General features: G+C 70.1%; 26 protein-coding genes, 1 tRNA gene and 1 pseudogene. 13 read left to right on the top strand and 15 right to left on the bottom strand.

Features of this window, described 5'->3' with window-relative positions; all coding sequences use genetic code 11:
* The first annotated feature begins 36 nt into the window (after positions 1 to 36).
* Both tdh and MWU75_RS05790 read left to right on the top strand, forming a co-directional pair.
* The gene (tdh, locus tag MWU75_RS05785; protein ID WP_247088822.1) at positions 37 to 1,095 is read left to right on the top strand and encodes an L-threonine 3-dehydrogenase; all 1,059 of its coding nucleotides are present in this window, start codon (positions 37 to 39) and stop codon (positions 1,093 to 1,095) included.
* Between the two features lie 74 nt (positions 1,096 to 1,169).
* Positions 1,170 to 2,381, top strand: a complete 1,212-nt coding sequence (locus tag MWU75_RS05790) for a glycine C-acetyltransferase (RefSeq protein WP_247088823.1) — start codon at positions 1,170 to 1,172, stop codon at positions 2,379 to 2,381.
* 75 nt (positions 2,382 to 2,456) lie between these two features.
* Here MWU75_RS05790 and MWU75_RS05795 read toward each other — a convergent pair whose 3' ends face one another.
* A complete protein-coding gene (locus tag MWU75_RS05795; RefSeq protein ID WP_247088872.1) occupies positions 2,457 to 2,741 on the bottom strand; it encodes a DUF1905 domain-containing protein in 285 nt (94 codons plus the stop codon).
* Between the two features lie 103 nt (positions 2,742 to 2,844).
* Here MWU75_RS05795 and MWU75_RS05800 point away from each other — a divergent pair, with 103 nt between their 5' ends.
* Entirely contained in the window at positions 2,845 to 3,663 is an 819-nt protein-coding gene (locus MWU75_RS05800; RefSeq protein ID WP_247088824.1) for an SGNH/GDSL hydrolase family protein, read from the top strand.
* On the opposite strand, the gene MWU75_RS05805 is transcribed toward MWU75_RS05800, so the two are convergent.
* Positions 3,660 to 4,028, bottom strand: coding sequence for a nuclear transport factor 2 family protein (locus tag MWU75_RS05805; RefSeq protein WP_247088825.1), 369 nt, complete (start codon positions 4,026 to 4,028; stop codon positions 3,660 to 3,662). The two genes, MWU75_RS05800 and MWU75_RS05805, sit on opposite strands and share 4 nt — an antisense overlap.
* Positions 4,029 to 4,100: 72 nt before the next feature.
* Here MWU75_RS05805 and MWU75_RS05810 point away from each other — a divergent pair, with 72 nt between their 5' ends.
* Positions 4,101 to 4,688 (top strand): sugar O-acetyltransferase, encoded by a 588-nt coding sequence (locus MWU75_RS05810; protein WP_247088826.1) that lies wholly within the window; start codon positions 4,101 to 4,103, stop codon positions 4,686 to 4,688.
* Positions 4,685 to 5,905, top strand: a complete 1,221-nt coding sequence (locus MWU75_RS05815; RefSeq protein ID WP_247088827.1) for an MFS transporter — start codon at positions 4,685 to 4,687, stop codon at positions 5,903 to 5,905. Before MWU75_RS05810 ends, MWU75_RS05815 begins: the two co-directional genes overlap by 4 nt.
* Here MWU75_RS05815 and MWU75_RS05820 read toward each other — a convergent pair whose 3' ends face one another.
* A complete protein-coding gene (locus tag MWU75_RS05820; protein ID WP_247088828.1) occupies positions 5,906 to 6,238 on the bottom strand; it encodes a hypothetical protein in 333 nt (110 codons plus the stop codon).
* Between the two features lie 46 nt (positions 6,239 to 6,284).
* Positions 6,285 to 6,851: a MarR family transcriptional regulator gene (locus MWU75_RS05825; RefSeq protein WP_247088829.1), complete on the bottom strand. Its 567-nt coding sequence runs from the start codon at positions 6,849 to 6,851 to the stop codon at positions 6,285 to 6,287.
* Positions 6,852 to 6,918: 67 nt separating this feature from the next.
* Between MWU75_RS05825 and MWU75_RS05830 the strand changes: the two genes are divergently transcribed.
* Positions 6,919 to 7,626, top strand: coding sequence for an SDR family oxidoreductase (locus MWU75_RS05830; RefSeq protein WP_247088830.1), 708 nt, complete (start codon positions 6,919 to 6,921; stop codon positions 7,624 to 7,626).
* Here the strand turns inward: MWU75_RS05830 and MWU75_RS05835 are convergent, their stop codons facing one another.
* The 5 genes from MWU75_RS05835 to MWU75_RS05855 form a co-directional block, all read right to left on the bottom strand.
* A complete protein-coding gene (locus MWU75_RS05835; protein WP_247088831.1) occupies positions 7,627 to 8,355 on the bottom strand; it encodes a class I SAM-dependent methyltransferase in 729 nt (242 codons plus the stop codon). It abuts the gene before it with no gap.
* 66 nt (positions 8,356 to 8,421) lie between these two features.
* Positions 8,422 to 9,132, bottom strand: coding sequence for a hypothetical protein (locus MWU75_RS05840; protein ID WP_247088832.1), 711 nt, complete (start codon positions 9,130 to 9,132; stop codon positions 8,422 to 8,424).
* 19 nt (positions 9,133 to 9,151) lie between these two features.
* Positions 9,152 to 9,712 carry a Uma2 family endonuclease gene (locus MWU75_RS05845; RefSeq protein WP_247088833.1) on the bottom strand — a complete coding sequence of 187 codons (561 nt, stop codon included), beginning with the start codon at positions 9,710 to 9,712 and terminating at the stop codon, positions 9,152 to 9,154.
* A 127-nt stretch (positions 9,713 to 9,839) separates the two neighbouring features.
* Complete coding sequence (locus MWU75_RS05850) at positions 9,840 to 10,286, bottom strand: VOC family protein (RefSeq protein ID WP_247088834.1); 447 nt, start codon at positions 10,284 to 10,286, stop codon at positions 9,840 to 9,842.
* 10 nt (positions 10,287 to 10,296) lie between these two features.
* Complete coding sequence (locus MWU75_RS05855; protein ID WP_247088835.1) at positions 10,297 to 10,743, bottom strand: AraC family transcriptional regulator; 447 nt, start codon at positions 10,741 to 10,743, stop codon at positions 10,297 to 10,299.
* A 56-nt stretch (positions 10,744 to 10,799) separates the two neighbouring features.
* Between MWU75_RS05855 and argS the strand changes: the two genes are divergently transcribed.
* On the top strand, positions 10,800 to 12,530 hold the full coding sequence (argS, locus tag MWU75_RS05860) for an arginine--tRNA ligase (RefSeq protein WP_247088836.1): 1,731 nt from the start codon (positions 10,800 to 10,802) through the stop codon (positions 12,528 to 12,530).
* Between the two features lie 35 nt (positions 12,531 to 12,565).
* Here the strand turns inward: argS and corA are convergent, their stop codons facing one another.
* Both corA and MWU75_RS05870 read right to left on the bottom strand, forming a co-directional pair.
* Entirely contained in the window at positions 12,566 to 13,597 is a 1,032-nt protein-coding gene (gene corA / locus MWU75_RS05865; RefSeq protein WP_348647743.1) for a magnesium/cobalt transporter CorA, read from the bottom strand.
* Positions 13,548 to 13,832 carry a DUF3618 domain-containing protein gene (locus MWU75_RS05870; RefSeq protein WP_247088837.1) on the bottom strand — a complete coding sequence of 95 codons (285 nt, stop codon included), beginning with the start codon at positions 13,830 to 13,832 and terminating at the stop codon, positions 13,548 to 13,550. The genes corA and MWU75_RS05870 overlap by 50 nt, the downstream gene beginning before the upstream one ends.
* A 77-nt stretch (positions 13,833 to 13,909) precedes the next feature.
* On the opposite strand from MWU75_RS05870, the gene bcp reads away from it, so the two are divergent.
* Positions 13,910 to 14,383 carry a thioredoxin-dependent thiol peroxidase gene (gene bcp, locus MWU75_RS05875; protein WP_247088838.1) on the top strand — a complete coding sequence of 158 codons (474 nt, stop codon included), beginning with the start codon at positions 13,910 to 13,912 and terminating at the stop codon, positions 14,381 to 14,383.
* A 61-nt stretch (positions 14,384 to 14,444) separates the two neighbouring features.
* Here the strand turns inward: bcp and MWU75_RS05880 are convergent, their stop codons facing one another.
* Entirely contained in the window at positions 14,445 to 14,903 is a 459-nt protein-coding gene (locus tag MWU75_RS05880) for a hypothetical protein (RefSeq protein ID WP_247088839.1), read from the bottom strand.
* A gap of 80 nt (positions 14,904 to 14,983) precedes the next feature.
* Here MWU75_RS05880 and MWU75_RS05885 point away from each other — a divergent pair.
* Positions 14,984 to 15,068, top strand: a tRNA-Leu gene (locus tag MWU75_RS05885).
* A 15-nt stretch (positions 15,069 to 15,083) separates the two neighbouring features.
* On the opposite strand, the gene MWU75_RS05890 is transcribed toward MWU75_RS05885, so the two are convergent.
* On the bottom strand, positions 15,084 to 15,548 hold the full coding sequence (locus MWU75_RS05890) for an OsmC family protein (protein ID WP_247088840.1): 465 nt from the start codon (positions 15,546 to 15,548) through the stop codon (positions 15,084 to 15,086).
* Positions 15,545 to 16,093: a hypothetical protein gene (locus tag MWU75_RS05895; protein ID WP_247088841.1), complete on the bottom strand. Its 549-nt coding sequence runs from the start codon at positions 16,091 to 16,093 to the stop codon at positions 15,545 to 15,547. The genes MWU75_RS05890 and MWU75_RS05895 overlap by 4 nt, the downstream gene beginning before the upstream one ends.
* Before the next feature lie 109 nt (positions 16,094 to 16,202).
* Between MWU75_RS05895 and MWU75_RS05900 the strand changes: the two genes are divergently transcribed.
* The 4 genes from MWU75_RS05900 (at position 16,203) to MWU75_RS05915 (ending at position 21,347) form a co-directional block, all read left to right on the top strand.
* A complete protein-coding gene (locus MWU75_RS05900) occupies positions 16,203 to 16,829 on the top strand; it encodes a hypothetical protein (protein WP_247088842.1) in 627 nt (208 codons plus the stop codon).
* 42 nt (positions 16,830 to 16,871) lie between these two features.
* Positions 16,872 to 18,878: an acetoacetate--CoA ligase gene (locus MWU75_RS05905; RefSeq protein ID WP_247088843.1), complete on the top strand. Its 2,007-nt coding sequence runs from the start codon at positions 16,872 to 16,874 to the stop codon at positions 18,876 to 18,878.
* Positions 18,879 to 19,257: 379 nt separating this feature from the next.
* Entirely contained in the window at positions 19,258 to 20,550 is a 1,293-nt protein-coding gene (locus MWU75_RS05910) for an Nramp family divalent metal transporter (RefSeq protein WP_247088844.1), read from the top strand.
* A gap of 419 nt (positions 20,551 to 20,969) precedes the next feature.
* On the top strand, positions 20,970 to 21,347 hold the full coding sequence (locus MWU75_RS05915; RefSeq protein ID WP_247088845.1) for a hypothetical protein: 378 nt from the start codon (positions 20,970 to 20,972) through the stop codon (positions 21,345 to 21,347).
* 171 nt (positions 21,348 to 21,518) lie between these two features.
* On the opposite strand, the pseudogene MWU75_RS05920 reads toward MWU75_RS05915, so the two are convergent.
* Positions 21,519 to 21,919: pseudogene (locus MWU75_RS05920) on the bottom strand (ABC transporter family substrate-binding protein); the annotation flags it as partial.

Genomic DNA, 21,919 nt, shown 5'->3' on the forward strand with positions numbered 1-21,919 from the left:
GACAGAAATCGAGACCGGTAGGTCAAGATGGACCCCATGCGCGCACTGGTCAAGACCGCAGCCGGCCCGGGTCTGGAGCTGATCGACATCCCCGAGCCGGTGCCGGGACCGGGCGAGGTGAAGGTCCGCGTGCTGCGCGCGGGGCTCTGCGGGACCGACCTGCACATCGAGTCCTGGGACGACTGGGCCGCCGGCATGCTGAAGCCGCCGCTGACCGTCGGGCATGAGTTCTACGGCGAGATCGTCGAGCTCGGCGAGGGCGTGGCCAGCGGCGGGGGCAAGTACGACCTTCAGGTCGGCCTGCGGGTCTCCGCGGAGGGCCACGTGATCTGCGGGCGCTGCCGCAACTGCCGCGCCGGACGCCAGCACATGTGCGTGCAGACCTCCAACCTCGGGGTCAACCGCGACGGCGCGTTCGCCGACTACGTCGTCCTGCCGGCCACCAACGTGTGGGTGCAGCCGGACGACATCGACGCCGACCTGGGCGCCGTCTTCGACCCGCTCGGCAACGCGGTCCACACGGCGCTGAGCTTCCCGATGTCCGGCGACGACGTGCTGATCACCGGGGCCGGCCCGATCGGCGTGATGGCAACCGCCATCGCCCGGCACATCGGCGCCCGCTACATCGTGGTCACCGACGTCTCCGACCACCGGCTCGGGCTGGCGCAGGCCGCCGGTGCCGACCGCGTGGTCAACGTCGCGCGGGACCGGATCCGGCCGGTGCAGGAGGAGCTGGGCATGGCCGAGGGCTTCGACGTGGGCCTGGAGATGTCCGGCTTTCCCACCGCGCTCGCGGAGATGATCGAGAACGCCACGCACGGCGCCAAGATCGCGATGCTGGGCCTACCCAAGGAGCCGTTCGCGATCGACTGGGGTCACGTCATCACCCGGATGATCACGATCAAGGGCATCTACGGCCGCGAGATGTACGACACCTGGTACCGGATGACGTTCATGCTGCAGACCTCGCAGGTCCTGCGCGAGCGCATCCGGTCGGTCATCACCCACCGCTTCCCCGCCGAGCAGTGGGCGGACGCGTTCGCCGCCGCCCGTTCGGGTGAGGTCGGCAAGGTCATTATGGATTGGAGCTCATGACAGGGGTCGGAGGACACGAGCTTGCGAGGCCCGGACGACCCCGCGGAATGAGCACAGTAGATTGGAGCTAACAGATGTATGCCGTGAAGCAGGCTCTCGCAGACGAGCTGCAGGAGATCCGGGACGCGGGTCTGTTCAAGGTGGAGCGCGAGCTCACCTCACCGCAGTCCTCGCACGTCACCACCAAGACCGCGGACGACCTGAAGGCCGAGGCGCTGAACTTCTGCGCCAACAACTACCTCGGGCTGGCCGACCACCCCGACGTCGTCGCGGCGGCGCACGCCGCGCTGGACGAGTGGGGCTTCGGGATGGCGTCGGTCCGGTTCATCTGCGGCACCCAGGCCCAGCACCGCGACCTGGAGCGGACCATTGCCGACTTCGTCGGGACCGATGACGCCATCCTGTTCCCGTCGTGCTTCGACGCCAACGGCGGCATCTTCGAGGTGCTCTTCGGCCCGGAGGACGCGATCATCTCCGACGAGCTCAACCACGCCTCGATCATCGACGGCGTGCGCCTGTCCAAGGCCCAGCGCTTCCGCTACAAGAACCGCGACATGGCCGACCTGCGTGCCCAGCTCGAGGCGGCCAAGAACACCCGCCGCCGGGTCATCGTCACCGACGGCGCGTTCTCGATGGACGGCTACCTGGCGCCGCTGGAGGAGATCTGCGACCTGGCCGAGGAGTTCGGCGCGATGGTGATGGTCGACGACAGCCACGCCACCGGTTTCGTCGGCGAGGGCGGCCGCGGGTCGCACGAGCACTGCGGCGTCTTCGACGGAGTCGACAACCGTGTCGATATTCTGACCGGCACGCTCGGCAAGGCGCTCGGTGGCGGATCGGGCGGCTACGTCGCCGCGCACCAGGAGATCGTCGACCTGCTCAAGCAGCGCGCCCGCCCCTACCTGTTCTCCAACGCGGTGGCCCCCTCGGTGGTGGCCGGCTCGGCCAAGGCCCTGGAGATTGCCCGCGACTCCGATGAGCCGCGTGCCCAGCTGCGCGCCAACGCCGAGCTCTTCCGGTCCCTGATGACCGAGGCCGGATTCGACCTGCTGCCCGGCGAGCACCCGATCGTGCCGGTGATGTTCCCCGGCGAGGACGGAGCGCGCCGAGCGACCGAGATCGCCGACGCGATGCTGCACCGGGGCGTCTACGTCATCGCCTTCTCCTACCCGGTCGTGCCGAAGGGCAAGGCCCGCATCCGCGTGCAGCTGTCCGCCGCGCACTCCGAGGATGACGTCCGCGCCTGCGTCGCCGCCTTCGTGGCCGCTCGGGACCAGGTCGCCTAACAACCTGGACATCCAGACAACGAGCCTGCGGGGTGGCGAGATCCCGTCTCGACGCGGGCACCACGGTCCCACTGGTCAGGCGAGTCGCTCGGCCAACCTGACCGTCGCAGTCACCTCGTCACCGGGCTCGATGCCGGCAGCTCGACGCACTGCGTCCCGCAGCGGCAGCAGATAGCGCCCGTCCTTGGGGAACAGTGCAGTGCTGAACGCCGTGTCGCGGATGGAGACCTCCACTGCGACCTGGCCCCAGTACTCCAGGCCGCGGGCGGCTTCCTTGATGTCCTCGCTCTCCTCAGGTCCGATCGCGAGGAACCAGAAGGGCGCCGGACCACGCCACTCGATGACCGGGCCGGTGCACATGAACTCCACCGGTCAGTCCTAACCCGCGGATGGTGCCGCTGTCCACCGCAAGCGAATCGCCGAACCGTGCGCTCGGACTGGCAGAGGGCTACGCTGGTTGGACATGAGGCCCTCAGCCCGGACAACGGTGTCACTCGCGGCCGCGGCCGTCCTTCTGCTCCCCGTGGCCATCACCGCGACGGCAGCACCCCGGACCTTCACCTACGACGCGATCGGCGACTCCTACGCCGCGGGCTCTGGCGCACCCGACGGCGCCGCCTACCCCGAGGTGCTGGACGGCCGGATGCGGATCAGCCTCGAGGACTTCGCCGCCGTGCCGGGCGCCCACGCCGAGCCGGGCGGGAACGGCCTTGACGCCCAGCTCGGAGGCCTCGACGCGGACACCGATCTGGTCACCCTGACGATCGGGGGCAACGACATCCCCTGGTCGACAACCGTGACCCAGTGCCTGCTCCTGGACGACGCGTTCTGCCTCCAACAGATCGGTGCGGTCGAGCAGGAGATCCGAGACGATCTGCCCGCCATCCTTGACGAGGCATACAGCGGCGTGGCCGACGCGGCGCCCAACGCGCACATCGCCGTCACCGGCTACGCCCACCTGTTCTCACCGCGGTTCGGAGACTACGAGGTCCCGCTCAACCCGGACTTCACGATGGTGATGTCGGTCGCCGAGCAGGAGGCCGCCAACGACGCGGCCGACCTGCTCAACCAGGTGATCGCAGGAGTCGCGGAGGACCACGGCTTCGAGTTCGTGGACGTCACCAAGCGCTTCGACGGCCACGGAGCCAACTCCGACGAGCCCTTCCTCCACGGCGTCCTCCCCGCCGATGTCGGCAGCTCGTTCCACCCCAATGCCGACGGCTACCGGGCCTACGCCGCAGCCCTGACCGCGGCCATCAACCCCAACGAGCTGCGCGGCTAGGCGAGGCGCGTCCCCGCAGGCGCCTCCAGCCCGACGTCGGTCCACACCTCGGTCAGGTCCACGATCAACCCGTCACGGAGCGTGACGAAGGAGGCCACCGCGAAGCGCTGCGGCCGTCCGTCGCTGGTCCCCGTCACCGAGGCCCGGCCGACCGCCCGCTCCCCCTCGCTGACGCAGTCCTCGAGCACCATGCGCTCGAACCCCGGGTAGTCCGCGTTGAACCGCACCCACTCCTCCTTGCCGAACATCTCCCCGGTGTGCACCAGGTGACACCGGAAGTCCTCGTGGAGCAGTCGGGCCAACCCCTCCCAGTCGTGGTCGTCGATCACCGTCACGAACCGCTGCATCATCTCCGCACCCGTCATGCCGAGGATGCTGCCAGCCGCCACCGACAGTGCGGGCGGGGCGAGGCGGCGTCACGCAACTACCCTGGAACGATGGCCGACTACTTCGCCGGGGACGACCGGAGCAACTACGAGCGCATGGTCGCCGGCGACCTCTACATCGCCGACGACCCCCGCATCGCCGCGGAGGGTCGCCGGGCCGTCGAGCTCGCCGCCGACTACGCCCGGGCCTACCTCGAGGACCCCGACGCCGCCCGGGAGATCCTCGCCGGCCTCCTCGGAGACCTGGGCGAGGGCGCCGAGATCAAGCCGCCGCTCTACGTCGACTACGGCAGCAACATCGCCGTCGGCGAGGGCACCTTCGTCAACTACGGCCTGACCGCGCTCGACGTCGCGCCGATCACCATCGGACGCCACTGCCAGATCGCCACGCACGTGCAGCTGCTCACCCCGTGGCACCCACTGGAGCCCGGCCCGCGCCGCGACGGCGTCGAGTCCGCCTCGCCCATCACCCTGGGTGACAACGTGTGGCTCGGCGGCGGCGCGATCGTGCTGCCCGGCGTCACCATCGGCGACAACTCTGTCGTGGGCGCGGGAGCTGTGGTCACCAAGGACGTGCCCGCCAACGTGGTCGTGGTGGGCAACCCCGCCCGCATCGTCAAGCACCTCGATGCGGAGTGACGCCACCCGCTGAGCCCACACGCCGCGCCGCGCGACCGCTCGGCGCCGCTTTCGTCCTGCTCGCCACGGCCCTCATCGCGATCAACCTGCGCCCCGTCGCCTCGTCGGTCGGACCGGTGCTGGAGGAGGTCACACAGGGGCTCGGCATGAGCACCGCCGTCGCCGGGTTCGTCACGGCTCTCCCAGGGCTCTGCTTCGGTCTGATCGGCGCGCTCGCGGTCGGCCTCGCCCGCCGGGTCGGTATGACGACCGGCATCGTCCTCGGGCTCCTCGCCGTGGGCGTGGGTCTCCTCGCCCGGGCCGCCATCGACAGCACCGCCCTGTTCCTGCTGCTCACGGCCCTGGCGCTGGGCGGGGCCGCCATCGGCAACGTGCTCGTGCCCGCCTGGATCAAGCGGCAGCCCCGCGACGTCCGTCTGATGACCATCTACAGCGCCGGCCTCACCCTGGGCGGTGCCATGGCGGCGGCGCTGGTCGCCCCGATCAGCGCCGCCTCCGACCTGGGGTGGCGTGCGGCGCTGGGAGTATGGGGTCTGGTCGCCCTGGTCGCCGTCCTCCCCTGGGCGCTCATCGCCTCGCGTGAACGACGCACCCCCGGCGGGCGCGGGTCGCCCGCCGCGGCGAAGCCCACCGGGCGGATCTGGCACTCATCCACGGCCATCGCCCTGACCGTCGTCTTCGGCATCCAGTCGATGAACGCCTACGTCCAGTTCGGCTGGCTCCCCCAGATCTACCGCGACGCGGGACTCTCAGCCGGGCACGCCGGTATCCTCATGTCCCTGCTCACCGCCCTCACCCTGATCGGCGCCCTGATGATGCCGACGGTCATCGCGCGCTCGCCCTCGCTGCAGCCGTGGATGTATGCCTTCGGCGCGCTGCTCGTCATCGGCAACGCCGGGTTGCTGCTTGCTCCGGCGACGGTGCCCTGGTTGTGGGCGATCATCCTGGGCACGTCCGGCTTCGCGTTCCCGACCGCCATCGCGCTGATCACGGCCCGCACCCGCGACCCACAGGTGACCGCGCGGCTGTCGGGGTTCGTGCAGCCGATGGGCTACATGCTCGCCGCGGTCGGGCCGTTCGTGGTCGGTGTGATCTATCAGGCCACGGGGACCTGGACCATCGTGCTGATCCTGCTGATGCTCAGCGGCGTCGTGCTGACCCTGGCTGGTCTGCGGGTCTCCCGTCACACCTGGGTGGACGACGAGCTGGCTGCCTGATCAGCGCTCCAAGATCTCCAGGACGCGATCCAACTTGCCCTCGACGCTCTCGAACCGGGCATCGTGCGCATCGAGCTTGCCCTCGATCGCCTCAAACCGGGCATCGTGCGCGTCGAGCTTGCCCTCGACCGCCTCGAATCGGGCATCGTGCGCGTCGAACCGAGCATCGTGCGCAGCCACACTGGACTTGATGGCGGCGATGTCCTCGGTGATCTCAGCCAGGCGAGTGGTGTGTTGATCCTGCGTCGTGCTGATCTTGCCGATCATGTCGTAGATGGCGTGGACGTCGTTGTCCAATTGGCGGACCTTCTGCTCGATGCCTGGCGACGTCATGCCCACGACTGTAGGCGAACGACGCGACCCCGACCAGAGCCCGCGGTCAATCTGTGGACAACGGTCCCTGCGTGGACTCGATGAGGCTCGAGCTCAGCACGGCGAGCAGGCGGGTGAGCTCTGTCCGGTCCTCCGAGGAGAGACCCTCCAGCATGACCTCGTCCGAGGCGAAGATGGCGCCGGCGAACTCGTCGGTGATCCGCTGGCCCTCCTCGGTGAGCTGCACATCGACCCGTCGCCCGGGACGTGGCTCGCGCCGGACCCAGCCGCGCTGCTCAGCCCTCGTGAGCCGCTGGGAGATCGCCGCGGGCGAGACCACGGAGGCCTCGGCCAGCTCCCGCGAGCTCAAGCGGTAGGGCTCACCACTGCGGCGCAGCGTGCCGAGCAGGTCCATGAGCGCGCTGTCGATGCCGAGGCTGGTCAGCAGCTCGCGCCGGTTGGCGCTGAAGACCTTGCCCAGGTGCCAGACCCTGGTGATCACCCCGATGGATGAAGGATCCAGGTCGGGACGCTCGCGGCGCCACTGCGCCTCGATCATCGCGGCCCGGTCGGCCACCTGTTCGCCATCCCTGTCGCGCCGACCAGCCCCGTCGCGCACATCATGCCGGCTCATCCCCTCACTCTACGTTAAGCACTTAATGCAGCATGTTAAGGTCTAAACACTGAGAGGAAAGATGCGCATGATCGTTGTGACAGGAGGGGCGACCGGCCTCGGCCGGGAAGTCGCCCAGAAGTTCATCAGGCACGGCGCACACGTCGTGATCACCGGGCGACGGCGGGAGCCGCTGCTGCGCACCGCCGACGAGATCGGCGCGCAGGCGGTGCCGTGCGACAACGCGAGTGCCGAGGACCTGGCCGGCCTCACGGACGCCTGCGCCGACGGGGTGGAGGTGCTGGTCAACAACGCCGGAGGCAACGCTGCGCCACCCGTCGCCAACGGAGACCTGACAGCCACCGCGGAAGCGTGGCAGGCGAACTTCACCGCCAACGTGCTGACCGACGTGCTCACCACAACGGCGCTGGAACCGCTGCTGGTTGACGACGGCCGGGTGATCAACGTCGGGTCGATCGCGGCCGACAGCGGGTCCGGCTCCTACGGGCCGGCGAAGGCAGCCGTCCAGAGCTGGACGGTCGACCTGGCCAGACGGCTAGGGCCGCGCCGGGTCACCGTCAACTCCATCACCCCCGGTTACATCTCCGAGACGGAGTTCTTCGGGGACGGCCCGAGCGAGGCGAAGTACGCCAGCCTGCTCGCGGCCACCATGACCAAGCGGGTCGGGGTGCCCTCGGACATCGCCGAGTTGGTCTTCTTCCTGGCCTCGGACGCAGCCGGGCACGTCACCGGTCAGACCCTGCACGTCAACGGCGGCGCACAGACCACCCGCTGATCACGGGCGGCGGGCGCGCACCAGCCAGCCGCGGCCCGGGGCATAGGGCAGGTCGCCGAGCACGACGTCCTCGAAGCCCGCGGCCGCCAGCGAGGTCTCCAGTTCCTCGGCCGAGCGAAAGCGCAGGGTCGAGGTGGACACCACGTCCTGCCCGTCCGGGAACTCGTTGTGTGCGGTGAAGCTCACCAGCAGCGGGTCCTCTCGCACGTCGGTGACCTCCATCCACTCGGTCAGCGGCCCGAGGCCGGGCACGTCGGTGGTGGCCCGGGTCCGCTCCGGTGTCCAGCGCTCCCATCCGCGGTCCGCGGGCACCCGGGTCTCGAACGCCAGGTGCCCACCCGGCCGCAGCGCGGCGTGGATCGCCGAAAGCGTCCGCGCCCAGGCCTCGTCGGTCAGGAAGACCTGCGCGACGTTGGCAGTCATCGTGGCCAGGTCGACCTGCAGCGGCGGCAGCGTCGTGGCGTCGCCGTGCACCCAGGCGACCTGCTCGGCACCCTCCTTGCCCCGGGCCACGTCCAGGCTGGCGCCGGCCGGATCCAGCCCGGTCACCTCGATCCCCCGCTGCGCGAGCAGTATGGCGAACGTGCCGGTCCCGCAACCGACGTCCAGGACCGATCGGGCACCGATCTCCTCCGCCACGGCGAGGTAGGTGTCCAGGTCGCTGCGGTCGGGGTCGAGGATGTCGTAGAGCGGGGCCAGGCGGGGGTCGTCGAACTCGGCGTCGGGCATGCCGGGGAGGTTAGTCCCCACGCGCCCGAGGCACGATCGGTTTATGCCCCGCGACGGCGGGACCGGCTAGTAGTCGCGGGGTGGAGGCGGTGGAGGCGGGTTGCCCTGCTGGTAGCCACCCTGCTGATAGCCAGCCTGCTGGTCACCGCCCTGCTGATAGCCCCCGGGCTGGTAACCACCCTGATAGCCGCCCTGGGGGTAGCCGTAGCCGCCGGGCCCCGCGGCCATCGCCCGCTTGCTCTCGCCGCGACCGATGAACCACAGGATCGCCCCCACGATGACGAGCAGGCCACCCAGCATCATGCCGCCGATGCCCGCGAGGACCCCGAGGAAGCCACCCACGGCTCCCGCGATGTCCAGGGCCGGGCCGACGAGGGTCCGGGGACCCTCGCAGACGATGTGGTGGTCGCCGGACTCCGCCGCGGTGAAGTTGCCCACGTTGACGTAGGTGGTGTCCCCACTCGTCCCGCTGATGTCGGCGCCGCGGTTGATCGACAGCTCCTGCCCGTCGGGCCCGGTCACCGTGCAGGTGGCCTGCTCGGCGCCCTCCTCGACCTGATAGATCGTGCGCTCGTCGCCGGCCTGCAGGGACACGGTGATGTCACCGTTGGTGGGCTGGGCGTCCTGAACGGCCTCGGTGATGGCCCTGAAGGACGTCATCCCGAGGACGATGGCCAGCGCGAGGGACACGAGCCCGATGGCGATCCCGATCCAGAACGTGATCGCCCCACCCTTGCGCTTGCCATGACCGGGGAGGGGACCAGTGACGTTGGACATGGGGTCAACCGTAGCGGGGCTACTCGGGCGGACGGACCAACTCGGCTGGCACCACCTCGAACGCGAAGGGCAGCTCCATCCGTGCCGTGGCGTCACCGGTGACCCTCGTCGTGCTGGCATAGACCCCGTCGACCAGGTCGAGCGCCTCGAAGCTCGGCTCGACCGGATCGACCAACCAGTAGGAGGCGACGCCGGCCTCCTCATACCGCGAGCGCTTCAGCACGCGGTCCTTCCGGCTGGTCGAGGGCGACAGGACTTCGACTGCCAGCACCATCGCGGCCCCGATGTCCCCCTCGCGCACCTCCTCGTTGCGCACGACCAGGACGTCGGGCTGCAGCGAGGTGAGCCGGTCCGGGCGCCAGTCGAGAGGGGCGAAGAACACCTCAAAGCCGGGCGGGCACGCATCGCGGAGACGTACGAAGATGTTGCCGGTCGCCCGTTGGTGCCACATGGTCGGCGCCGGGGTCACGAGCAGCACCCCGTCCAGCAGCTCGTACTGCAGGCCGTCGTCGGGCAGCCGGTCGACGTCATCGACCGTCCACTCCCCGACCACCCGCGGCAGCGCTGTCATGACACCCATGGTGCTCCTCTCGTCCGAGCCTGTCGATCCCCACCCACCCAGCGTGCCCCGAGACGCCGGATGGGTGACCGAGTTATCCACAGGTGCCCGCCCGTCCCAGCCCGGGGGCCAGCCGGGCCGGCACATCTCAGGCCTCCGCGCCCTGCGCCAGCGGCGTCTTGAAGCGGATCATGTTGCCGGCCGGGTCACGGAAGGCACAGTCGCGCACGCCGTAGAACTGGTCGGTGGGCTCCTGGATCACCTCGGCCCCACTGGCCGACACCTTCTCGAAGAGCGCGTCGACGTCAGGCACCTCGAAGACCAGCGAGGACAGGATGCCCTTGGCCATCAGGTCGGCCACGGCCTGCTGGTCAGCCTCGCTCATCGGGATGCCGAACGCCTTGTAGTCCTGGATGACGATCTCGATGTCGGGCTGCCCCGGCGGCGTGAAGGTGAGCCAGCGGAAGTCGCCCTGCGAGACGTCCTGGCGCACCTCGAGGCCGACGGCGTCCCGGTAGAAGGCCAGCGTGGCGTCGACGTCGTCGACGATCACGAAGCAGTTGTTCAGGGTCGGTGCGGTGGGGTTTGCGTTCATGCCCGCAACGCTATGACGCCCCACCGTCATCGCGCTTCTCCGATCCTGACCGGGTCCGGTCCGCAGCGCCCCGGGTCGGACGCGTCGCGTGCTTGACGTAGCAGCCCGGGATGCCGACGAGCTGGCCGTGGTCGCTCGCGCGGTACTCACTCGGCGTCTGCCCCACCAGCTCGGTGAACCGGGCGCTGAACGAGCCGAGCGAGGTGAAGCCCACGGCCATGCACACGTCGGTGACGCTCTGGTCGCCGAACCGCAGCAGCGCCATCGCCCGCTCCACCCGCCGCGTCATCAGCCAGGAATAGGGCGTCTCCCCGAACGCCTCCTTGAACGAGCGCTGGAAGTGCCCCACCGACATGAGCGCCTCCCGGGCGAGGCGCGGGACGTCCAGCGGCTCGGCATACTCCCGGTCGATCAGGTCTCGCACCCGGCGCAGCCTGATGAGGTCCTCGCGATCCACCCAGCCAGTATGCCGGGCGCGCAAGGCGGCGCGCCGGTCACCTTAGGCTGTGGCCCATGTCGCTGCAGGGTCACCTCTCCCCGCTGGTCTCGTCCGCGATCGAGCGCGCCCTCGGTCCCGAGCACGCAGGTGTTGACCCGGTGCTGCGACCCAGCCAGTTCGCCGACATGCAAGCCAACGCGGCCCTCGCGCTGGCCAAGCGGGTCGGGATGCCGCCCCGCGACCTGGCCGCCCGGATCGTCGAGCACCTGGAGGCCGACGGCGTCCTGGCCCGGGTCGAGATCAGCGGCCCCGGCTTCGTCAACCTCACCCTGGACGACGACTGGATCGGCGACCGGGTGAGCGCCCTCGCGGCCGACGACCGGCTCGGCGTGCCGCGGCAGGAGCCCCAGCGGATCCCGATCGACTACTCCGCCCCCAACGTCGCCAAGGAGATGCACGTCGGGCACCTGCGCACCACCGTGGTCGGGGACGCGCTGGCCCGGACCCTGGAGCACCTCGGGCACCACGTCATACGGCAGAACCACATCGGCGACTGGGGCACGCCCTTCGGCATGCTGATCGAGCACCTGCTCGAGGTCGGGGAGGACAGCGCGGAGGCGAGGCTGCTGGAGAGCGACCCCAACGCCTTCTACCAGGCGGCGCGCGCCCGCTTCGAGACCGACGAGGACTTCGCCACCCGCTCCCGCGCCCGTGTGGTGACGCTCCAGGGCGGGGACCCCGAGACCCTGCGCCTGTGGACCGAGCTCGTGGAGCTGTCCACGCACTACTTCAACCGGATCTACGGCACGCTCGGGGTGACGCTCACCGACGCGGACCTGGCCGGTGAGTCGACCTACAACGACGACCTGCAGGCGATCTGCGAGGAGCTGGAGTCCGCGGGGATCGCCACGATGAGCGACGGCGCGCTGTGCGTCTTCCTCGAGGGTTACACCGGTCGCGAGGGCAGGCCGGTGCCGCTGATCATCCGCAAGTCCGACGGCGGCTACGGCTACGGCACGACTGACCTGGCCACCGTGCGCCACCGGGTGCGCGATCTGGGGGCCGACCGCATCCTCTACGTCATCGGCGCGCCCCAGGCGCTGCATCTCAACATGGTCTGGGACACCGCGCGGCTGGCCGGCTGGCTCCCCGAGGCGGTGGAGGTCGTGCACGTCCAGATCGGCAACGTGCTGGGTGAGGACCGCAAGATCCTGCGCACCCGCTCGGGCGCACCGCTGCGGCTCATGGCGCTGCTGGACGAGGCGGTCGCCACGGCGCGCACTGTCATCGACGAGGCGCGGCCGGACCTGCCCGAGCAGACCCGCGCGGCCATCGCCCCGCAGATCGGGGTCGGTGCCGTGAAGTATGCCGACCTGTCCGTCGCGCACGAAAGCGAGTACGTCTTCGACCTGTCCCGGATGGTCTCCCTCACCGGCAACACCGGCCCCTACCTGCAGTATGCCGCGGCGCGGGTCCGGTCGATCTTCCGCACCGCAGGCCTCGGTCCGGAGGGGGCGCGCGGCCAGATCGTGGTCACCGAGCCGGCGGAGCGGGAGCTGGCGCTGCAGCTCATCGAGTTCGGCGAGGTCGTGGCCCAGGTGGGCGACACCCTCGAGCCGCACCGGCTCTGCGGCTACCTCTTCCAGGTCGCGCAGGCGTTCTCCGCGTTCTACGAGACCTGCCCCGTGCTCAAGGCCGACGACCCGGCCAGCCGGGCGTCCCGTCTGGCGCTGTGCGCCCTCACGCTGGACGTGCTGGTCACCGGGCTCGGCCTGCTGGGCATCGAGTCGCCCGAGGCGATGTGAGGCCTGCCCTCAGAACCCGCCCTCTCAACCGGCCCTCAGAGCCAGCCGGAGCGCTTGAACGCCCGGTAGAGCAACCCACAGATCAGCGCCATCAGCGCGAGCACGAGGGGATAGCCGAAGTCCCAGTGAAGTTCCGGCATCTCGTCGAAGTTCATGCCGTAGATGCCCGCGACCATGGTCGGCACCGCCGCGATGGCCACCCAGGCCGAGATCTTGCGCATGTCGTTGTTCTGCTGGATCGAGATCTGCGCCAGGTGGGCGTTGAAGATGTCGGTGAGCAGCCGCTCGTAGGTCTCGATGTGGTCGGTGACGCGCAGCAGGTGGTCACTGACGTCCCGGAAGCGCAGCCGCAGCTCGGTGGAGGTGATGGGGCCGGTCTCGCCGGCCAGCCAGGACACCGGCTGGCCGAGCGGTGCGGCGGCCCGGCGGAACTCCAGCACCTCGCGCTTGAGGCGATAGATCGAGCCGGAGTGCGCGGTGTCGTTGCTGCCGAAGACCGCCTCCTCGATGTCGTCGAGGTCCGCAGCCACCTCGAGGTCGATCTCGAGGTAGGTGTCGACCACCGTGTCCAGGATCTTGTGCAGCACCCCGGCGGGACCGTCCTCGGCCAGGCGCTCCGGGTCGGCCTCCATGATCTTGCGGACCGGCCCCAGCGGGGCGACGTCACCGCGCCGCACGGTCACCACGAACCTTTCACCGACGAAGATCATGATCTCGCCGGTCTCGATGTCGGAGGTCTCATCGAGGTAGGCCAGGGTCTTCAGGGCGGCAAAGATCGTCGACCCGTACCGCTCCACCTTGACCCGCTGGCGCCCTGAGACGGCGTCCTCGACAGCCAGCGGGTGCAGCCCCAGCTCGTCGTTGACCTCAGCGAACTCTTTGTCGGTCGGGTCCTTGAGCCCGATCCACAGGAAGTCGTTGCCCGGGGCACTGCGCAGCGCGACGAGGTCGCCGCCGAGGTCACCGCACTCGTGGCGGACGCCGTCGCGATAGACGGCCCGGTCGACGATCAGGGCGTCACCCCTTGTGGAAGACCCGCCGGGCCAGGCCCAGCACGATCGCCACACCGGCCACCGCGATCAGGGTCGTGGCGAGACGGTCATAGCGCGGCTCACCGGTGGCGGTGAACGCCGCCCGGTTGGCGCTGGCCTTCAGCGACGCCACCTGCCGGCGTTTGATCTCTCCCGGAGACACCCGGAAGGTGAGCTCGTCGACGGTGCGGGCCAGGCGCTCTCGAGTCGCGACGATCTCCGCCTCGATCTCCTTCTGAGAGCGGGTCGGTGCTGCCTTCTTGTCGGCCATCTGGGCACGCCTTTCCCTGTTGTCAACGTCGCCTGAGACGATAACGCAGAACGCCGCCCCAGACCTCAGGAGATGACATGTCCCGCCTCGAACCCGGCCAGCCGGCACCCGACTGGACCCTGCCCGACGCCGACGGGTCGCAGGTGTCCCTCGGCGACTTCGCGGGGCGCAAGCTCATCATCTACTTCTACCCCGCCGCCATGACACCGGGCTGCACGAAGCAGGCCTGCGACTTCCGCGACAACCTCGCCGTGCTCCAGGGACAGGGCTACTCGGTGGTCGGCATCTCCCCCGACTCCCCGGCCAAGCTCGCGAAGTTCACCGACAAGGAGTCGCTGACCTTCCCGGTGCTGGCCGACGAGGACAAGGCGGTGATGAACGCCTACGGCGCCTTCGGCGAGAAGAAGCTCTACGGCAAGACCGTCACCGGCGTCATCCGCTCGACCATCGTGGTGGACGAGGAGGGCCGGGTCGAGCTCGCGAAGTACAACGTCAAGGCCACCGGCCACGTGGCCATGCTCGCCAAGGCCCTCGGCGTCAGCCTGGCGTGAGGTCGGGTCGATCCTGCCGCGGTGCGGCGGGGCCGTTGAGCACCTGGCGGATCTCCGTTGCTCAGTCGTCCAGGTCGGCGCAGGCCGCCCGTGCACCGGCCATGGCTTCGTCGAACTCGGGGCCCTCGGTCACGAACATCTGGGCCGCGACGTGCCGCGGGCGTTCCATCGCCTCGCGGAAACCCTCCATGCCAGGGTCCTGCGCCTCCGCGGTCCAGGCCAGCATCCCCGCCGTGCTGAGCCGGTTCACCTGGATGAACCGTTCGTCATCACTCAGGCCCTCGAAGCCGTTGAGCTCCGCCTCGGCGAACACCTGGCAGCTCAGCTCGGCCGAGTCCTCGGCGGTGTCGGTCACCGTGTCGTCGTCCCCGTCCGGCCACAGCAGCACAGCCAGCAGGATCATCGACAGGATCGCGAAGCCGATGGCCAGGATCGGCCAGAGCCGACCGACCGCGTTGAGCGGTGGCTTGGGCGTCTGGGGCGGCTCCGCCCCTGGGAACGTGTCTGCTTGTTGACTCACTGCTGTCCTCCCCTTCGGCCGGTCCCGGTCGATAGTAGTGGCAGGTGACGGAGCGACAACGCATACCATCGGTCACGCACGCGTCCGTGGTGGAACTGGCAGACACGCAGGATTTAGGTTCCTGTGCCTCCGGGTGTGCGGGTTCGAGTCCCGCCGGACGCACCACTGCAGTGCGGCAGCTCAGCGCACCAGCGTCGTCGGCTCGTGCTCCACCGGGAAGTTGACGGACGAGGCGATGAAGCACGCCTGGCTCGCCTCGTGGTGCAGCTGCGGGACCAGGTCCACGTGCGCCGGGTCGGTCACCGTGACGGTCGGCCGGAGTAGGACCCGGGTGAAGTGGCCGCCGATGCCCTCCTGGACCATCGTCCCGACCGGGGTATCCGCATAGTCCACCACGGTCACGCCGTGACTGACGGCCACGTGGAGGAAGGACAGCAGATGGCACTCGCTCAGCGCGGCGACCAGCAGCTGCTCGGGGTTCCACTTCGTTGGGTCGCCCCGGAACGGCTTGTCCGCCGAGAGCTCCAGGACCGGGCGGCCCGAGCTCCCGACGCGCACCGACCGGTCGTAGTCTCGGTAGCCGGACGTCCCGCTCCCCCGGTCACCGGTCCAGGTGACCTGCAGCTCGTAGGTGTGCTCCGTCATACTGCCTCCTCGATCTTGGCGACCATCGCGGCCAGGCCGTCCCGGGCGGAGCGCTCGGCGGCCCGCACCCGCTCCTGCATCGCCTGCGCGGCCTCCAGGTTGGCCACCGCCCGCTGCTCCGCGGCACGGCTGGCCTCGACCCCGCGCGTCCGCTCGTGCTCGGCAGCCTCCCGGTCGCTGCGGTAGCCCTGCACCTCCCCCGCCGCGAGCTCGGCCGCCCGGTCGAGCAGGAAGCGGTAGGCGGCGCGCAGCTTCTTCGGGGTGGTCTTGCGCTCGAGGCCGTCGACCTCCTCCTTCATGGAGGCGCGCATGAAGACGAGCGGGTCGGACTGGTAGCGGCGGGCCCCCTCGGCCCGCACCGCGGCCGCCAGCTGCTCCCGGGCCTCGGCCAGCTCCCGCTCGGCCTCCCGCACCGCCGACGCGGCCGCCTCGAGGTGATCGGCGAAGCGCGTCTCCAGCCCGTAGACCAGCTGCTCGCGCTCACCGGGCTCCAGCCCCTCCCCTGCCGCCTGTCCGCCCGTGCCCGACCCGTCGCGTTGCGCCATTCCTGCACCTCACCTTGCCTGTTCCTGAGGCACCACTGTCTCATCCGTGGCGGCCCTCGACCGAGCACGGCATACTCGACCCCAGCAGACTCGGCCTCCGGAGGATTGTGTGGAGCTGCACCCGAGTGGATACCCCTGGTCAGAGCCGGTGCGCACCGGCCTGCTCGGCGACCGCGGGTTCGACCAGGGCTCGCCGGGAGACCTCGACGGGCGGGTGCCGGTGGTCGCGGTCGGGTCGAACGCCTCGCCCGTGGTCCTGGCCGGCAAGCTGGCCAGGCTGCTCGGGCCGGGTCTGCCCGTGGCGGCGGCGGAGGTCCACGGGCTGGCGGTCGGCCACTCGGCCCACATCAGCGCACGGGGCTATGTCGCGGCGGCGCCGGTGCAGGGCGACGGGGTCCGGTCGCTGACGGTCTGCTGGTTCGACGAGGCGCAGCTCGCCACCCTGGACGCGACCGAGCCGAACTATCGCCGGGTCCAGCTGCCCGGGAGTATGCCGTGCCTCGTCGCCGGCGCACCCCTCACGGGCGCGGAGGTGTATGAGTCGGTGCACGGCGTCCTCGGTGAGGACGGGACCCCGCTCGAGCTGCTCGACCAGGCCGGCGTCCTCGCCTGGCTGACCGAACGGCTGCCGGCCCTCGGCGGGCTCGACCACGACCGGCTGGTGGACGAGGACCTGCGCGAGCAGGTACGGCGGGCGCTCCTCGAGGCGGAGCTGGTGCTGCCGTCGGGCCTGTGAACCCCCGGGCGCTACCCTCCGAGGGACGTCAGGAGGAGCCCGATGACCGCCACGCCCGCCCCGCTCTGGGAGCCGTCCGAGGAGACGGTCGCCCACCCCCGCGTCACTGCCTTCACCGCCCTCGCCGAGCGGGTCAGCGGCCGGCGACTGACGGCATACTCCGATCTGTGGGCCTGGTCCACGACGGACCTGGACGGTTTCTGGGGAGCGGTGTGGGACTTCTTCGGGCTGCCGGAGGTCTTCGGTGCGCACGGCCCGGTGCTCGCGCGGGAGGCGATGCCGGGGTCGGTCTGGTTCCCGGAGGTGCGGCTCAACTATGCCGAGTTCGTGCTGACCGGGCGGCCCGAGGACGAGGTGGCGATCGTGGGGGTCGGTGAGGACGACGCGCCGACCGAGCTGACCTGGGGTGAGCTGCGGCGGCAGGTCGGGTCGCTGGCGGCGTGGCTGCGCGAGCGGGGGGTGGGGCGCGGTGACCGGGTCGTGGGCTACCTGCCGAACATCCCCGAGGCGGTCGTGGCGATGCTGGCCACCGCCGGGGTCGGGGCCGTCTGGTCCAGTGTCGGGCAGGACTACGCGCCCGCCGCCGCTGGTGATCGGCTCGGGCCGCTGGAGGCCAGGGTGCTGATCACGGCGGACAGCTACCGGTATGCCGGCACGCGCCACGACCGCCGCGCTGCGGTCCGCGAGGTGCTGGGTCTGCTGCCGACGGTGACCGACGTGGTGATGGTCGCCCGGGGCGAGGGACCTGCAAAACCCCTGACAAAAGACGGGATGGACCAGCAAAACCCCTATCAAAATTGGGGGTGGGGGGAGGTCGTCACGTCGGATGCTGCGCAGATCGCCTGGGAGCGGGTCGGGTTCGACGACCCGCTGTGGGTGCTGTTCTCCTCCGGCACGACCGGCCGCCCCAAGGGGATGGTGCAGTCGCACGGCGGGATCCTGCTCGAGCAGCTCAAGCTGCTCGGTCTGCACCTCGACCTCGGCCCGGGCGACCGGCTCTTCTGGTTCACCTCACCGTCGTGGGTGATGTGGAACATCCAGGCGTCCGCGCTGGCCGTAGGGGCCTCGATCCTCTGCTACGACGGCGCCCCCACCGCCCCGGACGCGCGCAGGCTCTGGCACCTGGTGACCGAGCACCGGGTGACCGTGTTCGGGTCCAGCCCCGGCTACCTCGAGGCCTCCCGCGCCACCGGCCTGGACCCGGCCCAGGACCTCGACCTGTCCGCGCTGCGGGCGCTGGCCACGACCGGGTCACCGATCAGTCCCTCCACCCACGAGTGGGCCGTCACCGGCTCGGGCGGGCTGCCGGTCTACTCCATCAGCGGCGGCACCGACATCTGCTCCGGGTTCTGCGGTGGGGTGCCGACCGTGCCGATCTGGCCCGGCGAGCTGTCGGTGCGCAACCTCGGCGTCGCGATGGACGCCTGGGACCCCGAGGGCCGGCCCCTGCGCGGCGAGGTGGGCGAGCTGGTGATGACCCGTCCGCTGCCCTCGATGCCCATCGGCTTCTGGGACGACGAGGACGGGGCGCGCTACCGCGAGTCCTACTTCGAGGTCTACCCCGACGTGTGGCGGCACGGCGACTGGATCACGATCACCGACCGCGACAGCGTCGTCATCCACGGCCGCTCGGACTCCACCCTCAACCGGCACGGGGTGCGGATGGGCAGCGCCGACATCTACAACGTCGTCGAGGACGTCCCGGAGGTCGCCGAGTCCCTCGTGCTGGGCATCGAGGAGCCCGACGGCGGCTACTGGATGCCGCTCTTCGTGGTCCTGACCGACGCCGATCGCGAGCTCGATGACGACCTGCGTGACGACATACTGACCGCGATCCGGACCAAGGCCTCGCCCAGGCACGTCCCTGACGAGATCCACCAGGTCGTGGCGCTGCCGCACACCCGCACCGGCAAGCGTCTGGAGGTGCCGCTCAAACGGATGATGCAGGGCGCCGACCCCGACACCGTCGTGCAGCGCACCGCCCTGGACGACCCCTCGCTGCTCGAGCCGTTCCTGGCCCTGGCCCGCGAGCGCCGCTCCCCCTCCTGACACCACTCTCGTTCGGCTGCGCGACGGGCCGGCTCGCGAAGTCCGACCCGTCACGCACCAGGCCCGACCCGGAGGGTCGCGGGCCTTCCCGATGGTGATCAGGAGTCCTCCCGCGGAGGTGAGGACACAAGGAGTATGCCGTGCGGTCCCCTCCTGTTGCACGTTTCCGTGATTGTTCTCACGCCCGTGGACCGGCCCGTCCGGTGTGCGTGCGTGGACCTCCCGCGGGGCCGGTTCGGTCGCATCGCTGGGCGCCGGAAGGTCACAGGTTTTCCAAGTTCTGCCAGCCAGCACCGCACGTGTGGCACAGTGAAACCGACCACACGGGGACCGGGCAGCGATGCCGAACCACGCGATGCCGAACCACGCAAGGGGTGCCATGTCAGACGACGGAGTGAAGGTCGGCCACGGCGACCGGGTGGACGACGACTCAGGGACGCCAGCGCGCTGGAAGATCGTCGGCCCCGGCCTGGTCGTGGCGGCCACCGGTGTGGGCGCCGCGGACATGGTGGCCACCCTGACGGCGGGGTCGCGCTACGGCTACGCCCTGTTGTGGGCGGTCATCCTCGGCGTGATCCTGAAGATCATCCTCGTGGAGGGCGCGGGCCGCTACACCCTCGCGACCGGCTACACGATCTTCGAGGGCTGGCGCAGCCTGGGCCGGTGGACGACCTGGTACTTCGGGCCCTACATCATCATCTGGGGCTTCGTCTACGGCGCCTCGGCGATGAGCTCGACCGCCCTGCCGCTCGCCGCGCTGTTCCCCGGCATCGACCTGAAGATCTGGGCGATCCTGATGGGGCTGGCGGGCTTCGTCATGGTGTGGCTCAACCACTACGCGACGTTCGAGAAGATCACCGCGACCCTGGTCGGGCTGATGTTCATCACCATCGTGCTGCTCGCCGTGATCGCCGCGCCCAACTTCCCCGCGATGGTCAAGGGCCTGGTGCCGATGATCCCCGAGGGCGGGCTGCTCTACACCCTGGCCCTGGCCGGCGGCGTCGGTGGCACCATCACCCTGGCGGCCTACGGCTACTGGCTGCGGGAGAAGGGCTGGTACACCCCGAAGTGGATGCGGGTGATGCGCATCGACAACACCATGGCCTACGTCCTCACCGGCATCTTCGTGCTCTCCATGCTGATCGTCGGCGTCGAGGTCGTGCAGGCCGCCGGCGTCGCCCTGAGCGCCGGCGACGAGGGGCTCGTGGAGCTGGCCGACGTGCTGAAGGACCGCTACGGCGACTTCATCGGCACCGCCTTCCTCGTCGGGTTCTGGGCCGCGGCGTTCTCCTCGATCATTGGTGTGTGGAACGGCGTCTCGCTGATGTTCGCCGACTTCTGGGGCAACATGCGCGGACTCGGGTCAGACCACCCGGACACCCGCATCGGCGGCAAGTACGTCAAGTGGTACCTCATCTGGCTGACCTTCCCGCCGATGGTCATGCTCTTCCTGGACCGCCCGATCGCGCTGATCCTGGCCTACGGCGTGCTCGGGTCGTTGTTCATGCCGTTCCTGGCGGTCACCCTGCTCGGCCTGCTCAACGGTCGCCGGGTGCCGAAGGCGTGGGCCAACCGGCTGCACACCAACATCGCGCTGGCGCTCACGGCGCTCATCTTCATCGTGCTGGGCGTCAACCAGCTCTGGAACGCCATCAGCGACGTCGTCGGCTGATTCCGCAGCGCCACCGCACCCGGCCGCCCTGGCGGGCCACGACCGAGCGCCCGCCCCGGCTCGCTTCAACGACTGTCGAACCGATGCCGCGAATGTCCTACTCCTCGCGGTGACTCCCTCCGTCTCCCTCGACATACGTTCACACGAACGGAAGTCCGGACCACGCCGACGTGGGCCGCGGCACCCCCGCCGGGAAGAGCGGGGTGACCCGACAGACAGGGAGTAGGTGGCAGCCATGCACTGCGAGAAGGCTGAGCGCAGGGGGCAGCGGTGAGCGCCTCGACCCGCACCGAACCCGACCCCGCCACGACGCCGCGGACGACGCCGCGGGCCTCGAGATCGCCCAGGAGCTGAGAGCCGCGGGGCCACGCACACCCGAGCTGATCGTGGCCGCTCTGCGGGCTCACGCGAGGGACAGGATGAGCCCGGCACTCGGCATACTGCTCGAGGATTGCCGGCAGAAGCTGAGCGGGCTGCTCGAGCAACCGCGGCGCTCCCCCGAGGACTGGGCGATTGACTGGTCAGGGTGCGGGTGCGAGTTGTGCGCCAGGTTCAGCGATTTCCTCGGTGCGGGGACCACCCAGACCCTGGAGTGGCCTCTGGCCACCGACGGGAGGCGGCACGTCCACCACCAGATCGACGTGAACGGCCTGCCGGTCCGGCACACCACGCGGCGCACGGGCCCGCCCTACACGCTGGTTCTGCGCAAGACCGACGAGCTGTTCGCCCGGGAGGCTGAGGCGAGGCGCGCCGCGGCCACCGATCTGGAGTGGTTGGCGGTTCAGGGCCACCGATGAGTCCTGCGCACGCCGCGATCTCCGACTGTACGGTGACCTTCGCCGACCCCGTGTGCGCTGATCGCGAGGTCTTTTGGCGCCGGATCACGGGACCGCTCACGCAGGTACCCCCGGACGGGGAGACCCCGGGTCCTTGCCGTTGCAAGAACCCGGGGTCTCCCGGAGCAGTGTTCAGTCGGCGCGGACCCACTGCTCCGCGTTCCACGGGACGCCGGTCTGGCTGGCGTTGTGGATCACGTTGTCGATCGTCGCGTCGTAGGCGATGACGCCCGGGTGCGCGAAGATCGGGATGCTGTGCAGGGTGTTCCACGCCTCGGTCTCGACGATGGCGAGCTGCTCGGCGTGCACCTCCTCGTCCAGGCTGGTGGAGATGGTCTCCCACGCGGCGTCGGCGGCCTCGTTGACCCAGCCACCCATATTTCCACCGCCACCGGTCTCGTACCAGAAGGCCGAGCCGGTCACCGTGCCGGAACCGGCCCAGGCGAACAGCGCGATCTCCCAGTCGCCGGAGGCCAGGACGTCGCCCAGGCCCGGGGCGCTGGCGTCGACGATGTTGAAGCCGACCTGGTCGC

The sequence above is a fragment of the Ornithinimicrobium sp. F0845 genome (assembly GCF_023015765.1).
In the GTDB taxonomy this organism is placed as follows: domain Bacteria; phylum Actinomycetota; class Actinomycetes; order Actinomycetales; family Dermatophilaceae; genus Ornithinicoccus.

Excerpts from the sequence above, each read along its gene's own strand:
- tdh (WP_247088822.1), top strand. The coding sequence starts at position 37 with ATGCGCGCACTGGTCAAGACCGCAGCCGGCCCGGGTCTGGAGCTGATC.
- MWU75_RS05790 (WP_247088823.1), top strand. The coding sequence starts at position 1,170 with ATGTATGCCGTGAAGCAGGCTCTCGCAGACGAGCTGCAGGAGATCCGG.
- MWU75_RS05795 (WP_247088872.1), bottom strand. The coding sequence starts at position 2,741 with ATGTGCACCGGCCCGGTCATCGAGTGGCGTGGTCCGGCGCCCTTCTGG.
- MWU75_RS05800 (WP_247088824.1), top strand. The coding sequence starts at position 2,845 with ATGAGGCCCTCAGCCCGGACAACGGTGTCACTCGCGGCCGCGGCCGTC.
- MWU75_RS05805 (WP_247088825.1), bottom strand. The coding sequence starts at position 4,028 with ATGACGGGTGCGGAGATGATGCAGCGGTTCGTGACGGTGATCGACGAC.
- MWU75_RS05810 (WP_247088826.1), top strand. The coding sequence starts at position 4,101 with ATGGCCGACTACTTCGCCGGGGACGACCGGAGCAACTACGAGCGCATG.
- MWU75_RS05820 (WP_247088828.1), bottom strand. The coding sequence starts at position 6,238 with ATGACGTCGCCAGGCATCGAGCAGAAGGTCCGCCAATTGGACAACGAC.
- MWU75_RS05825 (WP_247088829.1), bottom strand. The coding sequence starts at position 6,851 with ATGAGCCGGCATGATGTGCGCGACGGGGCTGGTCGGCGCGACAGGGAT.
- MWU75_RS05830 (WP_247088830.1), top strand. The coding sequence starts at position 6,919 with ATGATCGTTGTGACAGGAGGGGCGACCGGCCTCGGCCGGGAAGTCGCC.
- MWU75_RS05835 (WP_247088831.1), bottom strand. The coding sequence starts at position 8,355 with ATGCCCGACGCCGAGTTCGACGACCCCCGCCTGGCCCCGCTCTACGAC.
- MWU75_RS05840 (WP_247088832.1), bottom strand. The coding sequence starts at position 9,132 with ATGTCCAACGTCACTGGTCCCCTCCCCGGTCATGGCAAGCGCAAGGGT.
- MWU75_RS05845 (WP_247088833.1), bottom strand. The coding sequence starts at position 9,712 with ATGGGTGTCATGACAGCGCTGCCGCGGGTGGTCGGGGAGTGGACGGTC.
- MWU75_RS05850 (WP_247088834.1), bottom strand. The coding sequence starts at position 10,286 with ATGAACGCAAACCCCACCGCACCGACCCTGAACAACTGCTTCGTGATC.
- argS (WP_247088836.1), top strand. The coding sequence starts at position 10,800 with ATGTCGCTGCAGGGTCACCTCTCCCCGCTGGTCTCGTCCGCGATCGAG.
- MWU75_RS05870 (WP_247088837.1), bottom strand. The coding sequence starts at position 13,832 with ATGGCCGACAAGAAGGCAGCACCGACCCGCTCTCAGAAGGAGATCGAG.
- bcp (WP_247088838.1), top strand. The coding sequence starts at position 13,910 with ATGTCCCGCCTCGAACCCGGCCAGCCGGCACCCGACTGGACCCTGCCC.
- MWU75_RS05890 (WP_247088840.1), bottom strand. The coding sequence starts at position 15,548 with ATGACGGAGCACACCTACGAGCTGCAGGTCACCTGGACCGGTGACCGG.
- MWU75_RS05895 (WP_247088841.1), bottom strand. The coding sequence starts at position 16,093 with ATGGCGCAACGCGACGGGTCGGGCACGGGCGGACAGGCGGCAGGGGAG.
- MWU75_RS05905 (WP_247088843.1), top strand. The coding sequence starts at position 16,872 with ATGACCGCCACGCCCGCCCCGCTCTGGGAGCCGTCCGAGGAGACGGTC.
- MWU75_RS05910 (WP_247088844.1), top strand. The coding sequence starts at position 19,258 with ATGTCAGACGACGGAGTGAAGGTCGGCCACGGCGACCGGGTGGACGAC.
- MWU75_RS05915 (WP_247088845.1), top strand. The coding sequence starts at position 20,970 with ATGAGCCCGGCACTCGGCATACTGCTCGAGGATTGCCGGCAGAAGCTG.